We start from the raw sequence: 20469 nt of genomic DNA, 5'->3' as shown, positions 1-20469 counted from the left end.
AGGGAATATATGAAAAAATTTTGGAATTGGACTGATCAGACGGAGACAGCGGAAAGGACTTTGTATCTCAACGGTACAATAGCCGAGGAAAGCTGGTATGATGATGATGTAACGCCAAAGATTTTTAAGGAAGAATTGGTATCCGGAACAGGAGATATTACTGTTTGGATAAACTCCCCAGGCGGCGACTGTGTGGCGGCGGCTCAGATTTACAATATGCTGATGGATTACAAGGGTAATGTTACCGTAAAGATTGACGGAATTGCCGCCTCTGCTGCTTCGGTTATAGCTATGGCAGGCACAAAGGTGATAATGTCGCCGGTTTCAACAATGATGATACATAACCCGGCGACTATTGCCTTTGGAGATCATGCCGAAATGAAAAAGGCTATTGACATGCTTGCAAGCATTAAGGATTCCATCATCAATGCTTATGAGCTTAAAACAGGATTATCACGAGCAAAACTTTCCCACATGATGGATTCGGAAACTTGGATGGACGCAGGAAAAGCGGTAGAGCTGGGGTTCGCCGATGAGGTTATGAAACCGTCGAGTGTATCAGGAAACATAAATCCGCCTGCAGCCTCAATGTATTCAAAGGCGGCAGTGGTAAATTCATTGATGGATAAGATAGCTGAAAAATGTAAAACAAATCCTAAGCCAAAAGGTCGCTCTATAGACATTCTCTATGAGCGACTTAATCTTTTAAAATAACATTTAATTTTAAGGAGGTATTTATAATGACAACTTTTGAACTTCGTGAAAAGAGAGCAAAGGCGTGGGAAGAAGCAAAGAAGTTTCTTGATTCCCACAGAAATGAAAGCGGTGTGCTTTCTGCGGAAGATGACGCAACATATACACGTATGGAAGCTGATATCACAGCTTTAGGAAATGAAATAAAGAGACAGGAAAGGCGTGAAGCACTGGAAGCTGAGCTCAATGCTCCAACCAGCTCTCCTATTAAAAACAATCCGGAGAATAAAAAAGCTAAAGACGTACGAGCAACAGAGGAATATACCAGCAATTTTTGGAACGCCATGCGCCATAAAACTACACCATATGAGGTGAGAAATGCTCTGCAAATTGGCACAGACTCCGAGGGCGGCTATCTTGTGCCCGATGAATACGAGCATACTCTTGTACAGGCGCTGGAGGAGGAATGTGTATTCAGACAGATTGCAAGGATTATAACTACAGCAAGCGGAGATAGAAAAATCCCTATTGTCACTACACATGGCACAGCGGCTTGGACAGCTGAGGAAAAACTTATTACTGAGAGCGACGATGTTTTTGATAGTGCAGACATTGGAGCACATAAGGTGGCAACACTTATGAAGGTTTCAGAGGAGCTTCTCAACGACAGTATATTTGATATTCCTTCCTATATATCAAATGAATTCGCACGTCGTATGGGTGCTAAAGAGGAAGAAGCTTTTTGCACAGGTGATGGCAGCGGCAAGCCTACAGGTGTTTTTGCAGCTACAGGCGGCGCACAAACCGGAGTGACAGCGGCAAGCGCTACAGCTATAACCGCTGACGAACTTATCGACCTTTGTTATGCATTGAAATCACCTTACCGTCGAAAAGCTGTGTGGCTGATGAATGATGGCACAGTCAAAGCCATTCGTAAGCTTAAGGACAATCAGGGACAGTATTTGTGGCAGCCGTCTTTGGCGGCCGGTACTCCGGACACTATTTTGAATCGTCCGGTTTATACAACATCATATGCACCGACTATTGCCGCAGGGGCAAAGTCTGTTGCCTTTGGAGATTTTTCGTATTACTGGATTGCGGACAGAGAGGTTCGTTCATTTAAGAGATTGAATGAGCTTTTTGCGGCCAACGGTCAGGTCGGCTTTATAGGCTCACAGAGAGTTGACGGTAAACTTGTCTTGCCAGAGGCGATTAAAGTTTTGGCGCAGAAAGCTGGCTGATGAGAGGCAACGGCTATGATTGATGAACTTCTCCAAAAAGTAAAGCAGAACCTTATTCTAAACCATGAGGCGGATGATGAGCTTTTGAAAGGCTACATCACCGCCTCAATTTCATACGCTGAAAGCTATCAGCATTTAAAGGCAGGTTTTTACAGCGAAAATCAAATGCCGGCCACAACTGAACAGGCAGTCATTATGCTTTCGTCCCATTTCTATGAAAGCCGTGACGGCTCTACAGGCGGATTTTTTGCTGACAATGTTCAGGCAGGTCAGCAGGTTTGGAATACGGTGAATCTCCTGCTTAGATTGGACAGAGAATGGAAGGTTTGATATGTCTTTTGGAAAAATGACTGAGTTTATCGACGTAGTGGAAAAAGAGACCATAAAGGACGGCGAGGGTTTTAAGACCGAAAAGGATAAAATCATAGCCACTGTAAGGGCGTACCGAGAGGGACGCCACGGCAGTGAAAAATGGGCAAACAGAGCATCGTTTTCCGACGCCACCCATCTTTTTAGATTCAGGTGTATTCCCGGAGTAAAAATAACCACAGCCATGACCATTGTGTGCAATGACGGAAGGTTTGATATAACCTCCGTTGAGGACGTAAAGGGCAAAGGCATGTATGTGGAGGTTTTGGCTAAAGAGATTACACCGAGCAAATAAAGGAGTGAAAAAACATGGCAACAGCGAAAGTAAAAATGCCGGATAAGCATTTGAGCAAGCTTTCAAAGCTGGGAAAAAATACAGATATGATAGTTGAAAAAGTTCTTGAATCGGGCGGAGAAGTTATGGTTAAAAAGATAAGGGAAAACCTCTCAGCAGTTGTGGGTTCAGGAACAAAGTATGAGTCCCGCTCCACCGGAGAACTTGAGGACTCTTTGGGCGTTGCTCCGATGGATGTGGATGAAAAGGGAAATTACAACATAAAAATAGGCTTTAACGAACCAAGGCGCACACAGTATGAAGCGAAGGGCAAAAGAAGCTACAACACCGCAACCAATGCAATGGTTGCAAACGTCCTTGAATACGGAAAGCACGGTCAGCCGGCAAAACCATTTTTAAAGCCTGCAATATCCTCTTCACGTTCCCAGTGCAAAAAGGCTATGATTGACACCTTTAATGAGGAGATTAAAAAATTATGAGTCTGCTTGCTGAACTTAAAGGTATTGCAGAAAGCCTTGATATTCCTGTTGAAACAGGCGTGTTTTCTGATATTGCACCCGATGAATATATAGTCCTTACCCCTATGACGGACACTCTTTCCCTATTCGGCGATAACTCTCCAAGCGTTGATATTCAGGAAGTGAGAATCTCACTTTACACAAAGAATAACTATACAGAAAGAAAAAATCAGCTTACGGAAAAGCTTCTGAAAGCTGAAATAACCATAACTGACAGACGGTATATCGGTCACGAGGACGATACCGGCTATCATCATTACGCCATTGATACGGCAAATTATTATGAAACGGAGGAATGAATATGGCGACAATAGGTCTTGATAGGCTGGTTTATGCAAAAATAACAAATGGAGCTGACGGGGATGAAACCTACGACAAGCCGAAACCACTGTCAAAAGCCATGACTGTAGAGCTTTCTGTGGAGCTTGCAGAGGCGATACTCTATGCCGACGACGGAGCCGCCGAAATAGTAAAGGAATTTGTAAATGGAACGCTTTCCTTAGGTGTGGCGGATATAGGTTCTGAGGCAGCTTCCGACCTTACGGGAGCTGTGATTGACAAAAACGGGGTTGTGGTTTCCACCAGCGAGGATAGCGCCGACCCTGTGGCTATAGGCTTCAGAGCGAAGAAATCAAATGGAAAATACAGGTACTTCTGGCTTTACAGAGTGCAGTTTGGAATACCTTCAACGAACCTGACCACCAAGGGTGAAAGCATAGAGTTTTCCACACCTACCATTGAGGGAACCGTAACCAGAAGAAACAAGGTTGATGCCAAAGGCAGACACCCATGGAAAGCGGAAGTCACAGAGGGCGACACATCAGTTACCGCAGACACCATAAGCAAATGGTATGACGAGGTTTACGAACCTGCATATGCAGATTCAGAACCATAATATTAAAGGAGCGGATTTAAATGGAAAATGAAAGAGGCGCAAATATAATGCTGGGCGGTGAGGAGTACACCCTCATTCTTACCACAAAAGCCACAAAGGAGATAGCCGGCAAATACGGCGGCCTTGAAAATCTGGGAGATAAGCTGTTAAAATCGGAAAACTTTGAAATGGCATTAAATGAGGTTGTGTGGCTTATAACCCTTTTGGCAAATCAGTCTATTTTAATTCACAACATCAAAAACAAAGAAAATAAAAGAGAGCTGCTTACAGAGGAAATGGTGGAGCTTCTGACTTCACCTTTGGACTTGGCAGGCTTTAAATCGGCCTTGTCGGAAGCTCTCTACAAAGGCACAAAAAGAAATATTGTAAGCGAGGACAACACAAAAAACTCACAGGTCGGGTAACAGATGAAGAGCTGTTCACCCGACTTCTTTATTACGGTCTTGCCCACCTTAATTTAACTCAGGATGAAGTGTGGCTCATGCCCTTTGGTTTGCTTTTAGACCTATGGGAATGTCATAAACAGTGGAACGGTCAGGCAAAACCAAAGCGTGAAGTTTTCATCGATGATGTTATCCCTTGTGGAATTTAATTAAAAGGCAGGTGATAAAGTGGCGGATGATTTTGGATTAAAAATCGGACTTGAGGGCGAAAAGGAATTTAAAAGAGCATTAACTGAAATAAACCAATCCTTCAAGGTGCTGGGTTCGGAAATGAAGCTTGTTTCCTCCCAGTTTGACAAAAACGACAATTCGGTTGAGGCCCTGACCGCCAGAAATCAGGTTCTAAACCGTGAAATTGATGAACAGAAAAAGAAAATCGAAACACTTCGCTCTGCCTTGAACAATGCATCTAACTCTTTCGGTGAAAACGACAAGAGAACAAAGAACTGGCAGATCCAACTGAACAACGCTGAGGCCGCTCTCAACGATATGGAGCGTGAGCTTAAGCAAAATGAAAAAAGCCTTAAAAGTACAGGTGATGAGTTTTCAGACGCCGGCAAGGAAGCCGACGAGTTCGGAGATGAGGTTAAAAATGCTTCGGATGACGCTGAAAAATCCTCAAAAGCCATACAAAATATAGGCACAGCGGTAAAAGGAATGGCGGTAACCGTGGGAGCCGCCACTGTTGCCGCAGGTGCCGCCCTGGCAGGGCTTACAAAAAAGTTTTTAGACCTTGCTGAATCTACCCGAGAATACCGTGAAGACCAAGCAAAGCTTGATACTGCCTTTGCTACAGCAGGATTTACCGCAGAGCAGGCGGGAAATGCTTACACCGATTTTTATTCTATCTTAGGTGAAGAGGACAGAAGCGTCGAGGCGGTAAACCACTTAGCAAAGCTTTGTAAATCGGAGCAACAGCTTTCCCAATGGACAGATATTGCCGCCGGTGTTTGGGCAACTTTCGGGGACAGTCTGCCCATTGAGGGTTTGACGGAAGCTTCAAACGAAACCGCAAAAACCGGAAAGCTTACCGGAGTTTTGGCAGACGCTTTAAACTGGGCAGGAATAAGCGAGGATGATTTCCAATCCTCACTTGACGGCTGTAACTCGGAACAGGAGCGTGCGGCTCTTATCACAGACACACTCAACGGTCTTTATAAAGATGCGGCAAAGAATTATGAAACTTTAAACAGTGACGTTATAGAATCTCGAAAGGCTCAGGCAAGACTTACAGACACTTACGCCAAGCTGGGAGCAGTTGCAGAACCCATTATGACCTCCCTTAAAAACATGGCGGCGGACGTTTTGGAAGAAATGCTTCCTTTTGTAGAGCTTATGGGCGAGGGATTACAGGGAGTGTTAAAGGGAACAGCCGATGCCTCAAGCAAATTGGCTGAGGGCGTTGCCGGACTTACAAAAACACTGATGGATAAAATTTCTCAGATTCTCCCTGTGGTTATCCTTGCAATAACGGAAAGTCTTCCGGAGCTCTTAACATCCGGAACAGATATGATAATTACTATTGTAAACGGTATTGCCTTGGCTCTTCCTCAGCTTACCACTTCCGCTTTGAATGTGGTTTTAACACTTATCAATGGACTTATCACATCATTACCTTTGCTTTTAGAGTCAGCTTTACAAATAGTTACGACTTTAGCAACAGGTATTTCAGAGGCTCTCCCTACCTTGATACCGGCAATAGTACAGGTGTTAACTCAGATTGTCACAACGCTGATTGAAAATCTTCCCATGATTTTAGAAGCCGGACTACAGCTGGTAACAGGTTTGGCACAGGGTATTTTAAATGCTTTGCCAATCCTTATAGCGGCTCTGCCGGAGATAATCGGAGGAATAGTTACATATTTTCTTGAGTCAATTCCCATGATTATAGATACAGGCATAACCCTTTTAACCTCACTTGTTGCGGCGCTTCCCGATATAATCACAGCCATTGTTGCCGCTATACCGGAAATCATAAACAACATAGTTGATGCATTTATCAACTCCATACCTCAGATAATTGATGCAGGTTTCAGGCTTTTGGTTTCACTGATTCAAAACCTGCCCCAGATAATAGTGACTGTTGTTGGGGCAATACCTCAGATAATCTCAGGTCTTGTAAGTGCTATTTTGGGAAACGTGGGAAAAATCGCTTCTACCGGAGTGGAGCTGTTTGTGTCCATTATTAAAAATCTCCCTCAGATTATAGCAGGTATAGTAAAAGCCGTGCCGCAGATAATCACAGGCATTGTCAATGCTTTTAAGGACCAGATGTTCAGAATTGTGGATATCGGAGGAAATATAGTAAAAGGTCTATGGGACGGTATTACAGGACTTGGTGACTGGCTTTGGGATAAGGTTTCAGGCTGGGCGTCAAGCATTTGGGACGGAATATGCAGTTTCTTTGGAATACACTCCCCCTCAAAGCTTATGGCTTGGGTGGGCGAAATGCTGGTAAAAGGTCTTGCCGGCTCCATTGACAGCAAGGGCAATTTGGCAGTTAAAGCAACCGAGAACCTAAGCCGTGACATAAGCGGAGTTATGAACGGTCTTTCAAAGGATATGCAATTTTCTCTTTCTCCTGATTATAGAATAAGAGGAAATATATCTTCCTCATATAACATAGCTAATGATTTACCGGAAGACGCACAAGTTGTAGTTGTGCAAAATATTTACGCTAAAGACACATCATATTTCGGACAGCAGCAAGAGGCTGCACGACAAATGTCTTTAGTTACAAGGGGGCTTGCTTTTTGATTGATGAAAAATTAGTTTTAAAAAACGAAAGCGGAAAACAAGTAGTATTTTCCGTGGGCAGTGATTACCATGTAAATATTAAAAAAGACTGCAAGGGACTGTCTGACGCCACAAATGAAATCTATACACAAAAAGGCCTTGGACAGTACGGAGAAACTATTACCGGCTACAGAATAGGACCCAGAACTATTGAAATTCAGGGTTCTTTCCGAATAACCGATAAGATTTCTGTAGCGCAGTTAAGACAAAATTTAAATAACGCTTTATCTCCCGAGGAAACACTTGAGATTACATATGACCTCAACGGAATACAGAGAAAAATTTCAGGAATTGCTCAAAGCATAAAGTTTACTTGTACAAAAATTCTTTATGATTTCTATATTTCAATCCTCTGTCCGGATCCGCTTTGGTGTGACCCAATGGAAACCGCCACTTCTATTGTGTCATGGGAAGGAGCTTTTGAGTTTCCTGTTGAAATCACAAGCGATTGGGAAATTGGAAGGCTGAATAAACAGGCAGAAGTCAACGTGATAAATCGAGGCGATGTGACCTGCGGATGTAGAATTGTATTTTATGCCACTGCGAGTCTTACAAATCCCTCCTTGAAAAACACAGAAACAGAGGAATATATAAAACTCAAGGTCTCACTTTCCAAAGGCGACAAGCTGGAAGTTACAACCCATTACAGAAACAAAACCGCATATATAACCAGAGCTGACGGAGAAAAGGAAAACGCCATACAGTATTTGGACCCATCTTCAACCTTTTTACAGCTTGAAATCGGCGATAATCTTTTCAGCTATAACGCTGACAGCGGCAAGAGCAATCTTGAGATAACCATATATCACGATAACTTGTACAGGGGTGTGTAAAATGAATATCTTTATTTATGATACAAGTCTTACACTGCTGGGTGTAATAGATGACCCAATATCTCTCATATGGACACGCAGATACTGGGAGTGCGGAGAATTTAAACTCCTTATCGGCTATAGTGATTTCAATAGAGATATGCTGGCAATGGGAAATATCATAACAATTCAAGGCTATGATGAAGCCGGACAGATAAGCTATGTTGCCATTACAAAGGATGAAAAGGGCGAGCAAATCGAAGTACAAGGCAAATTCCTTTTATCATGGCTCGGTAAAAGGATTATCGAAAATCAGATAATAACCAAAAGCACCACTGAGCTTATCATGCTTAGAATTGTAAAAGAAAATGCAGTAAATCCCACAAACTCGAAAAGAAAAATCCCCAATTTGCTTTTGGGAGCTTCTCAGGGATTAGGCGGAACTATTGACTATTCATCGGACGCATATGTAAATGCTTTGACAGCTTTAGAAACAGCGGCAAAAGCCGGAAAGCTTGGTATAAAGATAATTACCGACTTTAAAAACAAAAATCACACCTTTACAGTGTATAAAGGTGTGGACAGAACACAGGGAAATGCTGAGGGTAATTTGCCATGTATCTTTTCCCCTGAGTATGACAATGTGTTAAGTCAGGATTATGAATACGACACAAGCAATAAGAAAACCACGGCTTACATAGGTGGAGAAACAAAGGAAGGTGAACAGCGTGTTGTGGTAAGTACACAGGACGGCTTCACGGGACTTGACCGCACGGAGGTTTTTGTAAATGCATCCGATATCAAACAATCATACATGGATGGCACGGAAGAAATATCAATTTCCTTGGATGAATACAAAAACTTACTTTTGGCTCGTGGCAATGAGGAGCTTGCTTCATATACGGAAGCGAGGACTTTTAATTCTGAACTTTACACTGCCGGAAATCTCGTATACAAAGTTGATTATGACGTTGGCGACAGAGTGACCTGTCTTAATAAGCAGTGGGGTATACAGATAAATTCAAGAATAACAGAAGTACAGGAAGTTTATCAGGACGGCGCACAAAGTATCCAGATTAAATTTGGAGAGAGTACGCCTAAACTTTTAAATAAAATAAGACAGATAAATTCACAGAAGGGAGTATGACACTATGGAAAAATCCTATTTTTTTGACAGTGATAACGGTGACCGCAAGTATGGTTCAACATACTGGGCTGAATATTTTTCTTCATTTATTGAAAATGGTATCTTTTTAAAAACGGGCAGTGAGCTTTCCATGAGCTTGAGTCCTTACGGCGACAGAGCCTTTATACTGCGTCCGGGAAAAGCTTTTATAAACGGATATGGTTATAGCAACGAAAGGGACAAAAGCATTGAAATCCCTGCATCACATGCCACTCTTAACCGTATTGACAGCATAGTGATACAGTGGAATTTGTCCGAAAGACAGATAAGGGCAAAGCTCAGATCCTCAACACCTGCGGAAAATCCAACACCTGTAACACCGGTGAGAAATGCCGAAATATGGGAACTTGTCATAGCTGAAATTTATGTAGGCAAAGGAAACAGTCAGCTTAATATAACCAGCTATAAAGACAAGAGGTATGATACCAACGTATGCGGCATAGTCACAAGCGTTGGCCAGCCAATAGATACAACAAAGCTTAATGAGCTTATTGATAAGCTTTTTACAAGGTATGATGAGCTGGTAGGCAGAATTGAAGGGGCTACTTTGATAAGAACCTTTTCGGCGACAGATTACTCTAACAAAATCGAAATTACGGCCGAGGGAGAAACAGTAAATACAGGTGACATTATCGCTGTAAAGCTGACTAATCCCGGCAATGACTCAGGCGTACAGCCGGGAGCAACACTCAAGTTTAACAGCGGTCAGGCTCAGAAAATCAGTGTTCTCAACGGGGCATGGAAAACAAATCCTATAGCACAGTATGCCACAGTGTTGGTTGAGAAGACCTCAACAGGCTGGAACCTGCTTACATTTGATGGCGGTTCTTCAGGCAATATTCCGGATTTTTCACCAAGCCTTAACAGAGTGGGACACACGCTTTATAAAGCCGGTACAGATAGCAACCAGTGGGGTATGGGTGCAACGTATTTTTGTAATGTTAATTCAGCAGGTAAAGATAATACCACCGATATAGGTGCAGTAATCCTTAGCATGGCAAAAATATCTCCTGTGATAAAGCTTAATCTCTCAGGTGACGTAAATGTAAATTATGGCCCGATTATCGTACCTGATTTATCGTCCTCACCATTTAATAATCTGACATTGATATTGGATTTCAGCGGATGTAACATCAAATGCCCGAACAGTATGAATTCAAACACTGAATTTGTAAAGATATCAGATAAAACAAACATTACAAGTATACATATCAGAGGTCTTAAAATAGACCACGCTGTAGCTCCTTTGAGCGTTATATCTGTAATACCACAATACACTCAGCAGTTGGTGGTTTACATAGAGGATTGTTTGTTTATGATGGGCAGACAAGCCACTCAGAAAATAAATCCTATATTGATAACCGAGGCAAGCAACGGAGTATATCCAACATATCATTTTATAGGCTGCGTCTTTAAGAGCAACTATTTAGAAGATTACGACGACTCTTTTGATATGGCAAAAATTATGATGGTATATCCGTCGTCAAGCTATAAGTCCTTTGTATTTTTTACAGAATGTCAATTTTTATTTATGGATGGAGAAGTAGGGGCAATGGCCAGTGCCTATGGTGCATATGGTCTTACAAACACATGGCTTGATAATCACTATTTTAGGTTTTCCGGCTGTGTAATGGCCAACGACATATTGACCGCACAGTCAAGCTTTTCATCCGTAAACACAACTACAAGGTTACAACAGATATTTAATAATAGTAATACATCGGGAACAAATATTCTATATAGTAATTAAAGAAGGTAGAAAATAAATGAAACAAATCTGGACTTTAATACAAATGGTCTTCTCCGCTTTTGGCGGTTTTATCGGCTGGTTCTTAGGTGGAAACGATGGCTTTATTTACGCCCTTTTGGCGTTTGTGGTAATCGACTACATAACTGGAATTATGTGCGCTATAGCCGATAAGGAGCTTTCAAGCGAAGTGGGATTTAAAGGCATATGCAAAAAGGTTCTCATCTTCGCTTTGGTTGGAATTGGAAATCTTTTGGATATATACATTCTGGGACAGGCAGGTATTTTGAGAAATGTGGTAATTTTCTTTTATCTTTCAAATGAAGGCGTTTCAATTCTGGAAAACGCTTCTCATCTCGGATTACCGGTTCCGGAAAAATTAAAGGAAATACTTAAACAGCTGCATAATGGAAAGGAAAGTGAAAACTAATGTCATATACAAATTCTTCTCTTATATCATATACAAAATTAAGCCCTAACCATTCAGGTGAGAGAACCCACTCCATTGACCGCATTACTCCCCACTGTGTGGTTGGTCAGTGTGCAATCGAGACACTGGGAAATCTTTTTGCATCTACTTCCTGCCAGGCATCCTCCAACTATGGAATAGGCTTTGACGGAAGAATGGGAATGTTTGTTGAAGAGAAAAACCGCTCCTGGTGTTCATCCTCCAACGATAATGACCAGAGAGCGGTAACAATAGAATGTGCTTCAGATACCACAGCGCCATATGCTTTCTACGACGTGGTTTACCAGTCACTTATCAATCTTTGTGTTGATATCTGCAAGCGCAACGGTAAAACAAAGCTTTTGTGGTTTGGTGATAAAGGTAAAACCCTCGCCTATGAACCGAAATCAAATGAAATGGTACTTACTGTACATAGATGGTTTGCAAACAAGAGTTGCCCCGGCGATTGGCTTTACAGCCGTTTGGGAGACCTTGCAAACAAGGTGACTTCCAAGCTGGTTGGCAGTTCTGATAATACTTACGACGGGATAATCTACAGAGTACAGACAGGAGCCTTTTCGCAGAAAGCCAATGCCGAAGCACAGCTCGAAAAGCTGAAAGAAGCCGGGTTTAACGGTTTTATCACAACAGGCACGGTTCAGAAGCCTAATAATACACCCGATAAACCTGCCCTCGCTATAGGCGACAAAGTAAAGCTTGACAGCAACGCCACAGTGTACGGCACATCAATGAAGTTTTCAGACTGGGTATACACCTCTACCCTGTACGTAAGAGAAATAAGCGGCGACCGTGTGGTTGTCTCCACTCAGAAAACCGGAGATATTACCGGAGCGGTTGACAAGAAATATTTGAGTAAGATTTAACATTATTCTTAGGGGAGCAGAAATGTTCCCCTTTATTTTTTTGAAAATTTTTCAGTTTTTTATAAAAAAGTGTTGACATACTAAGCGGAGTATGTTATAATATAGTTACAGTCAAGGAGGTGAGGAAAAGACGAGTAAGGCGGCAAGTGCCGGAAAGACCAACTATAAAAAGTCAATAGGAAAAATAAAAAAATAACGAATAAGGGATGAAAAAATATGCAAGACAAAAAGACCTGAACAAAAAGTCCAAGTCGATGGATAAGTGGGTATAAAAAGATTATTTAAATTGAGGGACGTAAGCGGTATTGTATTTCAAAACAGCAAAAATGGTGTTACAAAGCTTTCTGGCAACAGCACCAACAGCAGTAAGATGATGCTTGCCCTCGGATCGCTTTTTTTGATAAAAAGCCGAGAAAACCGGATCATGAAAGGCTGCAATCAAGGCAGCCTGAAACAGAGCTTTGCGCAAATAGGGAGAGCCACGCTTACTCATTTTGTTATTGGTGGATTGGTATTCACCGGATTGGCTGACAGAAGCGTCTATACCTGCATAAGCAGCAAGCTTGGAAGCGTTTGAAAAGCGAGAGATATCACCGATCTCTCCTAAAATAACAGCGGCGTTAATATTGCCTACACCCGGTACAGTCATAATAGGAGAATTAATTTTATCAAGGATAACTTTGATTTCTGCTTCCACATCACATACCTGAGCGTCAATAAATTTAATCTGCTCAATTAAAAGCCGAAGCTGTAAAGAGAAGCTATCCTGACAGAACTTCAGTCCGAAAGAACTTGCTGCGAGCTCTGAAATCTGAGTGATTTTGTTTTTGGCAAAACCCTTAAAAGAAACCTTTTTGAGCACGTTTTCAAGCTGTTCAGAAGAGATGTTTTCAAAATCATCCGCAGTTTGAAAGTGCGAAAGAAGTTCTTTAGAGGTTTCGCCGAAAACATCTGAAAAAGCAGTGTGATATTCTGGGAACACCCGGTCAAGAACACAGATTACCTTGCGCTTCAAGTCTGAAATGGACGAAACAAGATAAGTGCGAAAGCGTGACAGATTACGCAGTGACATTGTGTCTTCATCTGACAGTGAGGTTTCAACAAAATCACCGTAGCGTATCAAATCAGCAATGAGAACAGAATCGATGAAATCTGTTTTACGCTTTCTGATTTCAGTCCCTTTTCGCCGGCCGTCAGTTTGAATAGGATTAACGACATGAACAACAAATCCATTTTCAACAAGAAATGAGTAAATCGAAAGCCAATAATGACCGGTAGCCTCCATTCCTATTTCAACTTCTGATTGATTATTGATATGTACTGATAATTTTTCAATCAGGCTGTTTGCGCCTTCGGTTGTGTTTGAAAACGAGAATGCTTTGAATAATGGTTTTGCTGTTTCATCAATAAGAGAAGCAACATGAGTATTTTTGCCGATATCAATTCCGAGATAAAGCATAACATTCACCTAAATAAACAGATTTTAGATAGTTCCTCTTATCTGATAAACGTTACTGCCTTGTTCTATATTCGAAGTACGGCAATCAGCCGTCAACATCCAACTTATTCGTAATCTGTTTATCAGGAAGAGGTGTCAGTCTTTCCAGTACGGAGTAGCTTTTGGCTCCCCAAGGAGAATACGACATCCTCTATCTAATAACTACAATTATACAACATTATGTTGAATAATTATACAGTTGATTTTGGGAGATAGGCTCCCTTATCAACCTAAATTTATTATACAAGGAGATAACAATGGACGAAGAAATGAACATAAGCGAAATGCTTAGGGAACTTGCAGAAGAAAACCAAACAAGAAAAATTCTTGAAATCCTTAATGAGTGCAAAGACCTTGAAGAAGCAAAAGAAAAAATAAAATCCCTGCTTAATAAATAAGCAGGGAAACAACAAAAGACTATTAGGGGCGGTACTTGCCGCCGCCCTTAATATGGCAACTTCATTTTACCATATTATAAAATAAAAGGCAAGAGGAAAAGGTGTAATCAATGGACGGAAAAAGAAAAACGAAAACCTCCAGCGAAGTGAAACGCAGATATAACGAAAAAACTTACGGAACAGTAAGGGCAATGCTTCCTAAAGACTTAGTTGAAGCATTTAAATCTGAATGTAAAAACAGAAATGTTTCTCAGGCACAAGTTATAAGGGAAGCTATAGAAAAATTTTTAGGACAAGAAAACACATAATACTCAGCCGCTCGGTTCTCGCCGGGCGGTTTTTGCAAATTGTAATAACACATATGTAAATTTCAATAACATAAAATCAGATTTTACTAACAGAAAAGCCCGTTCCCAAAATATAAGGAACGGGCATAAATTATCTGTCTGTGATGTTCAATTCTTTTTTCAATGCAGCTTGCAAAACCTGAGAGAAGTTAATATTTGCTTTTTCGGCTTCATAGCAAAGCCAGCTGGGAAGGGTACAGTTTTTCTTAACAACTTTCATTTCGTTTTTTCTACGGTATTCGGAAAAATCAACATCCACAAGAGAAACAAGTTCATTTTCGTTTACTTTAAAATTGGCTGTAGAACTTGGCTCAGGAAGAGCTTTTTTATCATCTTCCATATCAATTCCCATAATACCTATGGCATCTCTTGCCATTTCAATAGCCTCAGCTAAGTCATTTCCTTGAGTGTTAGCGTTAAAATCCGGAATATAAACAGTATAACCGTCTGAGTCCGGTGTTAAAATGATTGGATAAGCTTTTTTCATTTTTGATAACCTCCAGTAAGATAATTCTATAAAAACAGAGGTGTCAAGGGCTCATTTGAGCCCTCTCCTCTTGATAATTGCCTGTGCAACTGGTTCCTTGATTTCGACTTGTCTTGAAACAGGTTCTATGTCTTTTCCGTTGGTGTATATGTCGTGGTTTCCACCTTTGCGTTTTAAGTACCAACCGTTCTTTTCAAGAAGTTTTATCAAGTCTTTTCTTTTCACTGTATTTCCTCCTCTCTATGTATATATTATACGCCTTTAATACGTATTTGTCAATAGATTTTTGAAAAAATCTCAAAAAATTTGATATTTTAAGTAAATTTTATTTTATATATTGATTAAACAGTATTAAAATGCTATTCTTATAATAGAAATTTGAAAAAGAGTGATAATAGATGAATACTGCGGTAATTTATGCGAGATATAGTACAGGACATGACCAAAAAGAAGAGTCAATAGAAGGGCAAATACGAGAATGTACGGCATTTGCTAAAGCAAATGATTTGCAAATAGTAGAGATTTATGCCGACCGTAGACAATCCGGAAGAACTGACAATAGAGAGGCTTTTCAGCAGATGTTAAGCGACAGTAAAAAGAAACTCTTTAGTTATGTGATTGTATGGAAGATTGACAGGTTCGGCAGAAACCGAGAAGATATAGCGAAGAATAAAGCACTTCTGCGGTTAAACGGTGTAAAGCTTTTGTCCGCAAAGGAAGCTATTCCCGAAGGTCCGGAAGGAATTATCCTTGAAGCTGTGCTTGAAGGTTTGGCAGAATACTACTCTGCCAATTTGTCACAAAATATAAAAAGAGGAATGAGTGAAGCAGTTATGAAAGGAAAATATGCCGGGTCTTCTCTTCCTTTAGGGTATTATGTAGATGAAAACAATTACTTACAGATAAATATAGCTGAAGCCAACGCTGTAAGAAAAGCGTTTGAAATGTTTAACAGCGGAAAGGGATATACTCAGATTGCCGAATATTTGAATGACAGCGGTTTTAAAACCTCAAGGGGAGCTGCTTTCAACTGCAATACAGTAAAGGCTATGCTTAAAAATCGAAAATATATAGGCGAATACATATGGGCCAACGTAAAAGCTGAAATCCCACAAATTATTGATACGGATTTATTTAATAAGGTTCAGAAAGGTATGGAAAATAAGACTATAAAAAGCAGGAGATGCGGAAACGTGGATTTTTTACTTACAGGCAAACTTTTCTGCGGTCACTGTAAATCGCCAATGTCCGGCGACAGCGGCACAAGTGTGAATGGGGAAAGATATTACTACTACTCATGCCGTGGAAAAAAGATAAAAAAGATTTGCAAGAAGAAATCTGTAAAAAAGGACTGGATAGAAAAGAAGGTAATCTATGCCACGGTGGACTATGTTTTGAAAGATGAAGCTATTGAACTTATTGCCGAAAAAGTTTTAGAAGCTTATCAGAAAAAGCTTTCTGAAAATATACAGGAGAAGAGGCTGAAAAAGCAGCTTGCAGAGGTCGAAAAATCTTTAAAAAACATCATGCGAGCAATAGAGTCCGGAATATTCAACGAAACGACAAAAAATCGCATGGACGAGCTTGAAGAAGAAAAAGACAGATTAAATATTGAGCTGGCCAAAGAAAAAATAAACACAGAAAACGAGCTGACCAAAGACCATATAATCTTTTATCTTCTTAACTTTAAAAAAGATGTGTCCATAAATACAGAATTTTTGAAAAAACTCATTGAAATGTTTATAGACAGTATTTATCTTTATGATGATAAGCTGCTTATAAATTATAAGATAGATGATAAAGCGGATTCATCAGCAATCGTAGAGCTGGTGGATGCAAAAAATGAAAATATTTTTTCTTGTGAAAAAGTTCGGATTAAATCTAAAAGGGTCGACCAGTAAAGACGGTACTTCGGTATCGTCTTTTTTATTTGTAATATAAAGCGAAAACGGGAACAGCTTCTGGCTGCTCCCGTATTTTGGTAAATCAAAATTATCAGTCTGTATATATGCCGTTGTTGTTATCGTCGGTATCATCTCCGCTGGACAAGGCGTTATCTCTGAACAATAGGGAGATGCACCACACGGCGCAAAGACCTACTATAACAAAGATAATTCTGCTGATTGCAGATGACTGTCCGCCGAAAAGGCTTCCGACTATGTCAAAGTTAAAAATTCCGATACTGCCCCAGTTTATGCCTCCGATTATAAGAAGTGCAAGGGCAATCTTGTCAATTATCATTTCAAAGCCTCCATACATTTATTGGTTCAACCATAGTATGGGATGATAATCTGTTTATATTCATGAATTGATAATTTTTATTTTTCAAAATCAAGTTTGCAGTTGAGAATTTTTTCGGTTTCATCAACTATTATCTGCATACTTTCTTCGGTGCTGAAAACCAGGTTTGTTTCCGGCAGACTTTGAACAAAATCGTAAAAATGCATCGATAATCCGCTTTCGTTCAAAGACAGTGTATTGAACATATCATCTTTGTCTGTAAGTGTAATAAAAAAGTAATCGTATATGGTTCCGGAACCACTGTACCTGAAATTTTTTGGGAAAGTAAAGTTTGCGCTGTTTATCAGATGTGGTGTATATATGCCCTTTTTGTATGCGCCGCACATATTTTTAATTATTCTGATTCTCAGTTCCTCGTTTAACGGAGTATAATAATCCTTTGGTATACCGAAAAGAATACCGGTATTCAAGAAACTTCTCAATCCGTCGAGGGTGAAATTTGATATTAAGTTTACATGATTTTGAGAATAAATAGAGCTGTACATTTCAATCAGCTTTACAGCCTTTGGATTTTCTTTGTTTATGGAGCTTTCCAGGATATACTGGTCTGTGAGAACTGTAACGCATGGTTCATAATCCATTGAATACAAAGTAAATGACTTGGCTTTATTCTGTTTAAACATAGAATCCAGAATATGTAAAATGCTTTCGTCAAGGTTTAATCGTGTTACGAAATTTTTTCCGTTTGGAAAAACATCGCAGAAAATCTGTTTTGTTGATTGTATTATTTTATTAGCCTTAGTAATGATTGCACTTTTTTTATCATGTGAAATGCTGATAAGATAATGTGAAGTGACTATGTTGTGGGGGAAAAGGGAGTTGCTGTTAGAAGTTACTTTTACATACTTGGCTTCTAAATTTTCTCCGATAAGCAAAAGCGGATAAATTTTAGAAATGGACAGAATACTGTCTGTGTAAAAGTTCTTCTCAACGGACTTTTCCGGAGATTTAAGGGAAATAAAAATCTTGGTTTCAAGTGAACGATTGTAGTTTATTTGAAATGCAAGCTCATCAAAAATGAAATCGAAAGACAAATCCGACTGAATATATATGAATCCGTTTGTAGCATTTTCCAGAGACATGACGTTTCTGATAAAATTGTTTATATTAGTTTTTCCCTGCAGGGTTGTGGATTCTTCGGTTAAATCGATTTCGCTTTTTGTCAGCATTACGACATTTTCGTTTTTGCTGTCGTAAATACTGCTCAGGGTTTCCAAAAACTCTTTGGTTCTCTCTCTGCTATAAAACTTTTCTTCACCGACACTTGAAATTTCATAGGCACGCCATAGCCTGTCCGCTGTTTCTTTGGTTATGGACAAAGCCTTTACAATTTTTGAAAATTCTTCAAATGTAGGTTTTTTAGTTCCGTCTTTAAGTCGATAGATTGCACGCCTGTCTATACCTGTGGTTTTTGCAAGGGTATAAATGGTGATGTTTGACTGTGCCAAGACGTTTGAAAACTCCTCAGAAAAATTCAAAATTATCTACCCCCTCTTGTTTTTAAACATTTAGGAATATATTATATAAAAATTCAGTGATATTGTCAATGAATTACTCAGTTATATGTGCGTTTTTTTTCACAAATAAGAAAAATTTCAGGCACAGAAAACCGCACATATTGAAAAAGTATTTCTTTTGTGTTATATTATGAAAAAACACGGAATAACGTAAAGACATGATATTCCTTGAAATTTTACAGGGTGTTTTCAAACCCGGAAACCTAACAATCTCTTTTTGAAAAACTTTAAAGGCAATAACTCATATGTCTTATGACACTCATCATCAATCATCATCAATCATCACAGTTTTTAAGGTTTAATAAGCAGTTTTGTTTCCGAGTTTGGAAATGCCCTGTAAATATTTTAAAAAACTATTGACAAACACTTTTTTTGGTGGTATAATACCAATCGTTGAGTTCGCAAGGCTCAAAATTAAATAAATGCGAGTGTGCTGGAATAGGCAGACAGGCACGTTTGAGGGGCGTGTGTCCATGACGTACGAGTTCAAGTCTCGTCACTCGCACCAGTATAAAATCCCAAAAAGATGTATAGTCTTTTTGGGATTTTTTCTTTTATATTCGGCTTTTGCGGCAGATATGTTTTGCCGATTTTTAATTATTATATTTTTTAAAGAGGAGAGGCGGTTAATCGTGAAAAACAGAACAAAAAAATTAGTGTCCTATTTGTTGTGTATGGCTATGCTTTCAGGCATGATGTGTTTTGCATCCACAAATGCAGGAGCTGTACCGGCGGAAGTGCAGGGAAATACCTTTGCGGAAGTTATAGGAATGGACCCGGAAGTCTATATGGACTGGCTTTATTCCCATGAAGATGACAACTATTATCTGGGTACTCCGTATAAGTCGGGAGATCACAGAAACCCCAACGGCGACTGCGAAGGAGCTAACGGCTCACTTGACTATTACGGTGTATCTTCTATGAACTGTACAGGCTTTGTGTGGCATGTTTTATCAACTGCTACAGATATGAGCGGTGGAAACTCTTCAATGATTCCGGCAATGAGCGGATGGGTTTCATTTTATAATAACAATAATATCTCAAGAAAATATTTTTCAACAAAAGAAGAGATGCTCAGTTCCGGTTATCTTGAAAAGGGCGATTTAATATGGATGTTTGAGGGTTCAGAGTATGCACTGAGCAACTATAACCATATTGGAATTTATTGGGGAGACGGTTCTTCCGATGTTCTGTGGCATTCTTCAAGTCAGGGCTATGTTGACGGAAACAGAATAAATTCAAATGTAATTTCAACCATAATTCCTGCGGCTCCAAAGGCAGAATTATATGTGGTGTTAAAAGTCGGAGTACCTCAGGAGGAAAAGATTGACTATGACTTCAACATGGACGGAGTTGTTTCCGTGTCGGATGTTACAATTCTTCAGGAGTATATAGCCAATCTGATATCCAAGGACGACTCATCCTATAACATGTCTGTAACAGATGTAAATAACGACGGAGTAACTGATATTGCGGATGTAACTTATATTCAGAATGTTATAGCAGGTACAGCGTAATACGTGGATTTTTTCTGATTGTTTTTAGTTTGTTTTTTGAAAAAAATTATTGCTCTAGTTACTTTTGGTACAATAGC

23 protein-coding genes and 1 tRNA gene are annotated in these 20469 nt (G+C 39.9%); 19 read left to right on the top strand and 5 right to left on the bottom strand.

The features are described 5' to 3' along the window. Positions 1-9: 9 nt before the first annotated feature. The 14 genes from CGICJO_RS12200 (at position 10) to CGICJO_RS12135 (ending at position 12327) form a co-directional block, all read left to right on the top strand. On the top strand, positions 10-714 hold the full coding sequence (locus tag CGICJO_RS12200) for a head maturation protease, ClpP-related (RefSeq protein ID WP_486499110.1): 705 nt from the start codon (positions 10-12) through the stop codon (positions 712-714). Positions 715-737: 23 nt separating this feature from the next. Then, positions 738-1934, top strand: coding sequence for a phage major capsid protein (locus CGICJO_RS12195; protein WP_486500029.1), 1197 nt, complete (start codon positions 738-740; stop codon positions 1932-1934). 15 nt (positions 1935-1949) lie between these two features. Beyond that, positions 1950-2264: a head-tail connector protein gene (locus CGICJO_RS12190; protein WP_486499109.1), complete on the top strand. Its 315-nt coding sequence runs from the start codon at positions 1950-1952 to the stop codon at positions 2262-2264. Position 2265: 1 nt separating this feature from the next. Next, complete coding sequence (locus CGICJO_RS12185; protein ID WP_486499108.1) at positions 2266-2598, top strand: phage head closure protein; 333 nt, start codon at positions 2266-2268, stop codon at positions 2596-2598. Positions 2599-2612: 14 nt separating this feature from the next. Further along, positions 2613-3077 (top strand): HK97-gp10 family putative phage morphogenesis protein, encoded by a 465-nt coding sequence (locus CGICJO_RS12180; protein ID WP_486499107.1) that lies wholly within the window; start codon positions 2613-2615, stop codon positions 3075-3077. Continuing rightward, a complete protein-coding gene (locus CGICJO_RS12175; RefSeq protein WP_486499106.1) occupies positions 3074-3415 on the top strand; it encodes a hypothetical protein in 342 nt (113 codons plus the stop codon). The genes CGICJO_RS12180 and CGICJO_RS12175 overlap by 4 nt, the downstream gene beginning before the upstream one ends. A 2-nt stretch (positions 3416-3417) precedes the next feature. Next, positions 3418-4011 carry a major tail protein gene (locus CGICJO_RS12170; protein WP_486499105.1) on the top strand — a complete coding sequence of 198 codons (594 nt, stop codon included), beginning with the start codon at positions 3418-3420 and terminating at the stop codon, positions 4009-4011. 20 nt (positions 4012-4031) lie between these two features. After that, positions 4032-4415: a hypothetical protein gene (locus CGICJO_RS12165; RefSeq protein WP_486499104.1), complete on the top strand. Its 384-nt coding sequence runs from the start codon at positions 4032-4034 to the stop codon at positions 4413-4415. A 207-nt stretch (positions 4416-4622) separates the two neighbouring features. After that, complete coding sequence (locus tag CGICJO_RS12160) at positions 4623-7211, top strand: phage tail protein (protein WP_486499103.1); 2589 nt, start codon at positions 4623-4625, stop codon at positions 7209-7211. After that, complete coding sequence (locus CGICJO_RS12155) at positions 7208-8083, top strand: phage tail family protein (protein ID WP_486499102.1); 876 nt, start codon at positions 7208-7210, stop codon at positions 8081-8083. The genes CGICJO_RS12160 and CGICJO_RS12155 overlap by 4 nt, the downstream gene beginning before the upstream one ends. A gap of 1 nt (position 8084) precedes the next feature. After that, complete coding sequence (locus tag CGICJO_RS12150) at positions 8085-9209, top strand: siphovirus ReqiPepy6 Gp37-like family protein (protein WP_486499101.1); 1125 nt, start codon at positions 8085-8087, stop codon at positions 9207-9209. A gap of 4 nt (positions 9210-9213) precedes the next feature. Then, entirely contained in the window at positions 9214-10998 is a 1785-nt protein-coding gene (locus CGICJO_RS12145) for a hypothetical protein (protein ID WP_486499100.1), read from the top strand. Between the two features lie 16 nt (positions 10999-11014). Further along, positions 11015-11425 (top strand): phage holin family protein, encoded by a 411-nt coding sequence (locus CGICJO_RS12140; protein ID WP_486499099.1) that lies wholly within the window; start codon positions 11015-11017, stop codon positions 11423-11425. Beyond that, positions 11425-12327 carry an N-acetylmuramoyl-L-alanine amidase gene (locus CGICJO_RS12135; protein WP_486499098.1) on the top strand — a complete coding sequence of 301 codons (903 nt, stop codon included), beginning with the start codon at positions 11425-11427 and terminating at the stop codon, positions 12325-12327. Before CGICJO_RS12140 ends, CGICJO_RS12135 begins: the two co-directional genes overlap by 1 nt. Positions 12328-12604: 277 nt before the next feature. On the opposite strand, the gene CGICJO_RS12130 is transcribed toward CGICJO_RS12135, so the two are convergent. Next, on the bottom strand, positions 12605-13786 hold the full coding sequence (locus tag CGICJO_RS12130; RefSeq protein WP_486499097.1) for an IS110 family RNA-guided transposase: 1182 nt from the start codon (positions 13784-13786) through the stop codon (positions 12605-12607). Positions 13787-14082: 296 nt separating this feature from the next. On the opposite strand from CGICJO_RS12130, the gene CGICJO_RS12125 reads away from it, so the two are divergent. Both CGICJO_RS12125 and CGICJO_RS12120 read left to right on the top strand, forming a co-directional pair. Continuing rightward, positions 14083-14223, top strand: a complete 141-nt coding sequence (locus CGICJO_RS12125; RefSeq protein WP_486499096.1) for a hypothetical protein — start codon at positions 14083-14085, stop codon at positions 14221-14223. A gap of 110 nt (positions 14224-14333) precedes the next feature. After that, positions 14334-14531 (top strand): ribbon-helix-helix domain-containing protein, encoded by a 198-nt coding sequence (locus CGICJO_RS12120; protein ID WP_486499095.1) that lies wholly within the window; start codon positions 14334-14336, stop codon positions 14529-14531. A 130-nt stretch (positions 14532-14661) separates the two neighbouring features. On the opposite strand, the gene CGICJO_RS12115 is transcribed toward CGICJO_RS12120, so the two are convergent. Both CGICJO_RS12115 and CGICJO_RS12110 read right to left on the bottom strand, forming a co-directional pair. Further along, positions 14662-15057 (bottom strand): type II toxin-antitoxin system HicB family antitoxin, encoded by a 396-nt coding sequence (locus CGICJO_RS12115; RefSeq protein WP_486499094.1) that lies wholly within the window; start codon positions 15055-15057, stop codon positions 14662-14664. 51 nt (positions 15058-15108) lie between these two features. Next, positions 15109-15282 (bottom strand): type II toxin-antitoxin system HicA family toxin, encoded by a 174-nt coding sequence (locus CGICJO_RS12110; protein ID WP_486499093.1) that lies wholly within the window; start codon positions 15280-15282, stop codon positions 15109-15111. Positions 15283-15455: 173 nt separating this feature from the next. Here CGICJO_RS12110 and CGICJO_RS12105 point away from each other — a divergent pair, with 173 nt between their 5' ends. Next, positions 15456-16958 (top strand): recombinase family protein, encoded by a 1503-nt coding sequence (locus CGICJO_RS12105; protein WP_486499092.1) that lies wholly within the window; start codon positions 15456-15458, stop codon positions 16956-16958. A gap of 94 nt (positions 16959-17052) precedes the next feature. Here the strand turns inward: CGICJO_RS12105 and CGICJO_RS12100 are convergent, their stop codons facing one another. Together CGICJO_RS12100 and CGICJO_RS12095 are read right to left on the bottom strand one after the other, a co-directional pair. Continuing rightward, positions 17053-17298, bottom strand: a complete 246-nt coding sequence (locus tag CGICJO_RS12100) for a DUF378 domain-containing protein (RefSeq protein ID WP_204245164.1) — start codon at positions 17296-17298, stop codon at positions 17053-17055. Between the two features lie 77 nt (positions 17299-17375). Then, positions 17376-18836: a helix-turn-helix domain-containing protein gene (locus tag CGICJO_RS12095; protein WP_087377646.1), complete on the bottom strand. Its 1461-nt coding sequence runs from the start codon at positions 18834-18836 to the stop codon at positions 17376-17378. A 463-nt stretch (positions 18837-19299) separates the two neighbouring features. On the opposite strand from CGICJO_RS12095, the gene CGICJO_RS12090 reads away from it, so the two are divergent. Beyond that, a tRNA-Leu gene (locus tag CGICJO_RS12090) sits at positions 19300-19383 on the top strand. 124 nt (positions 19384-19507) lie between these two features. Beyond that, entirely contained in the window at positions 19508-20392 is an 885-nt protein-coding gene (locus tag CGICJO_RS12085; RefSeq protein WP_486499091.1) for a dockerin type I repeat-containing protein, read from the top strand. The last annotated feature ends 77 nt before the right edge of the window (positions 20393-20469 follow it).

The sequence above is a fragment of the Candidatus Limousia pullorum genome (assembly GCF_057405065.1).
This window is presented reverse-complemented; position numbering and strand designations above follow the sequence as displayed.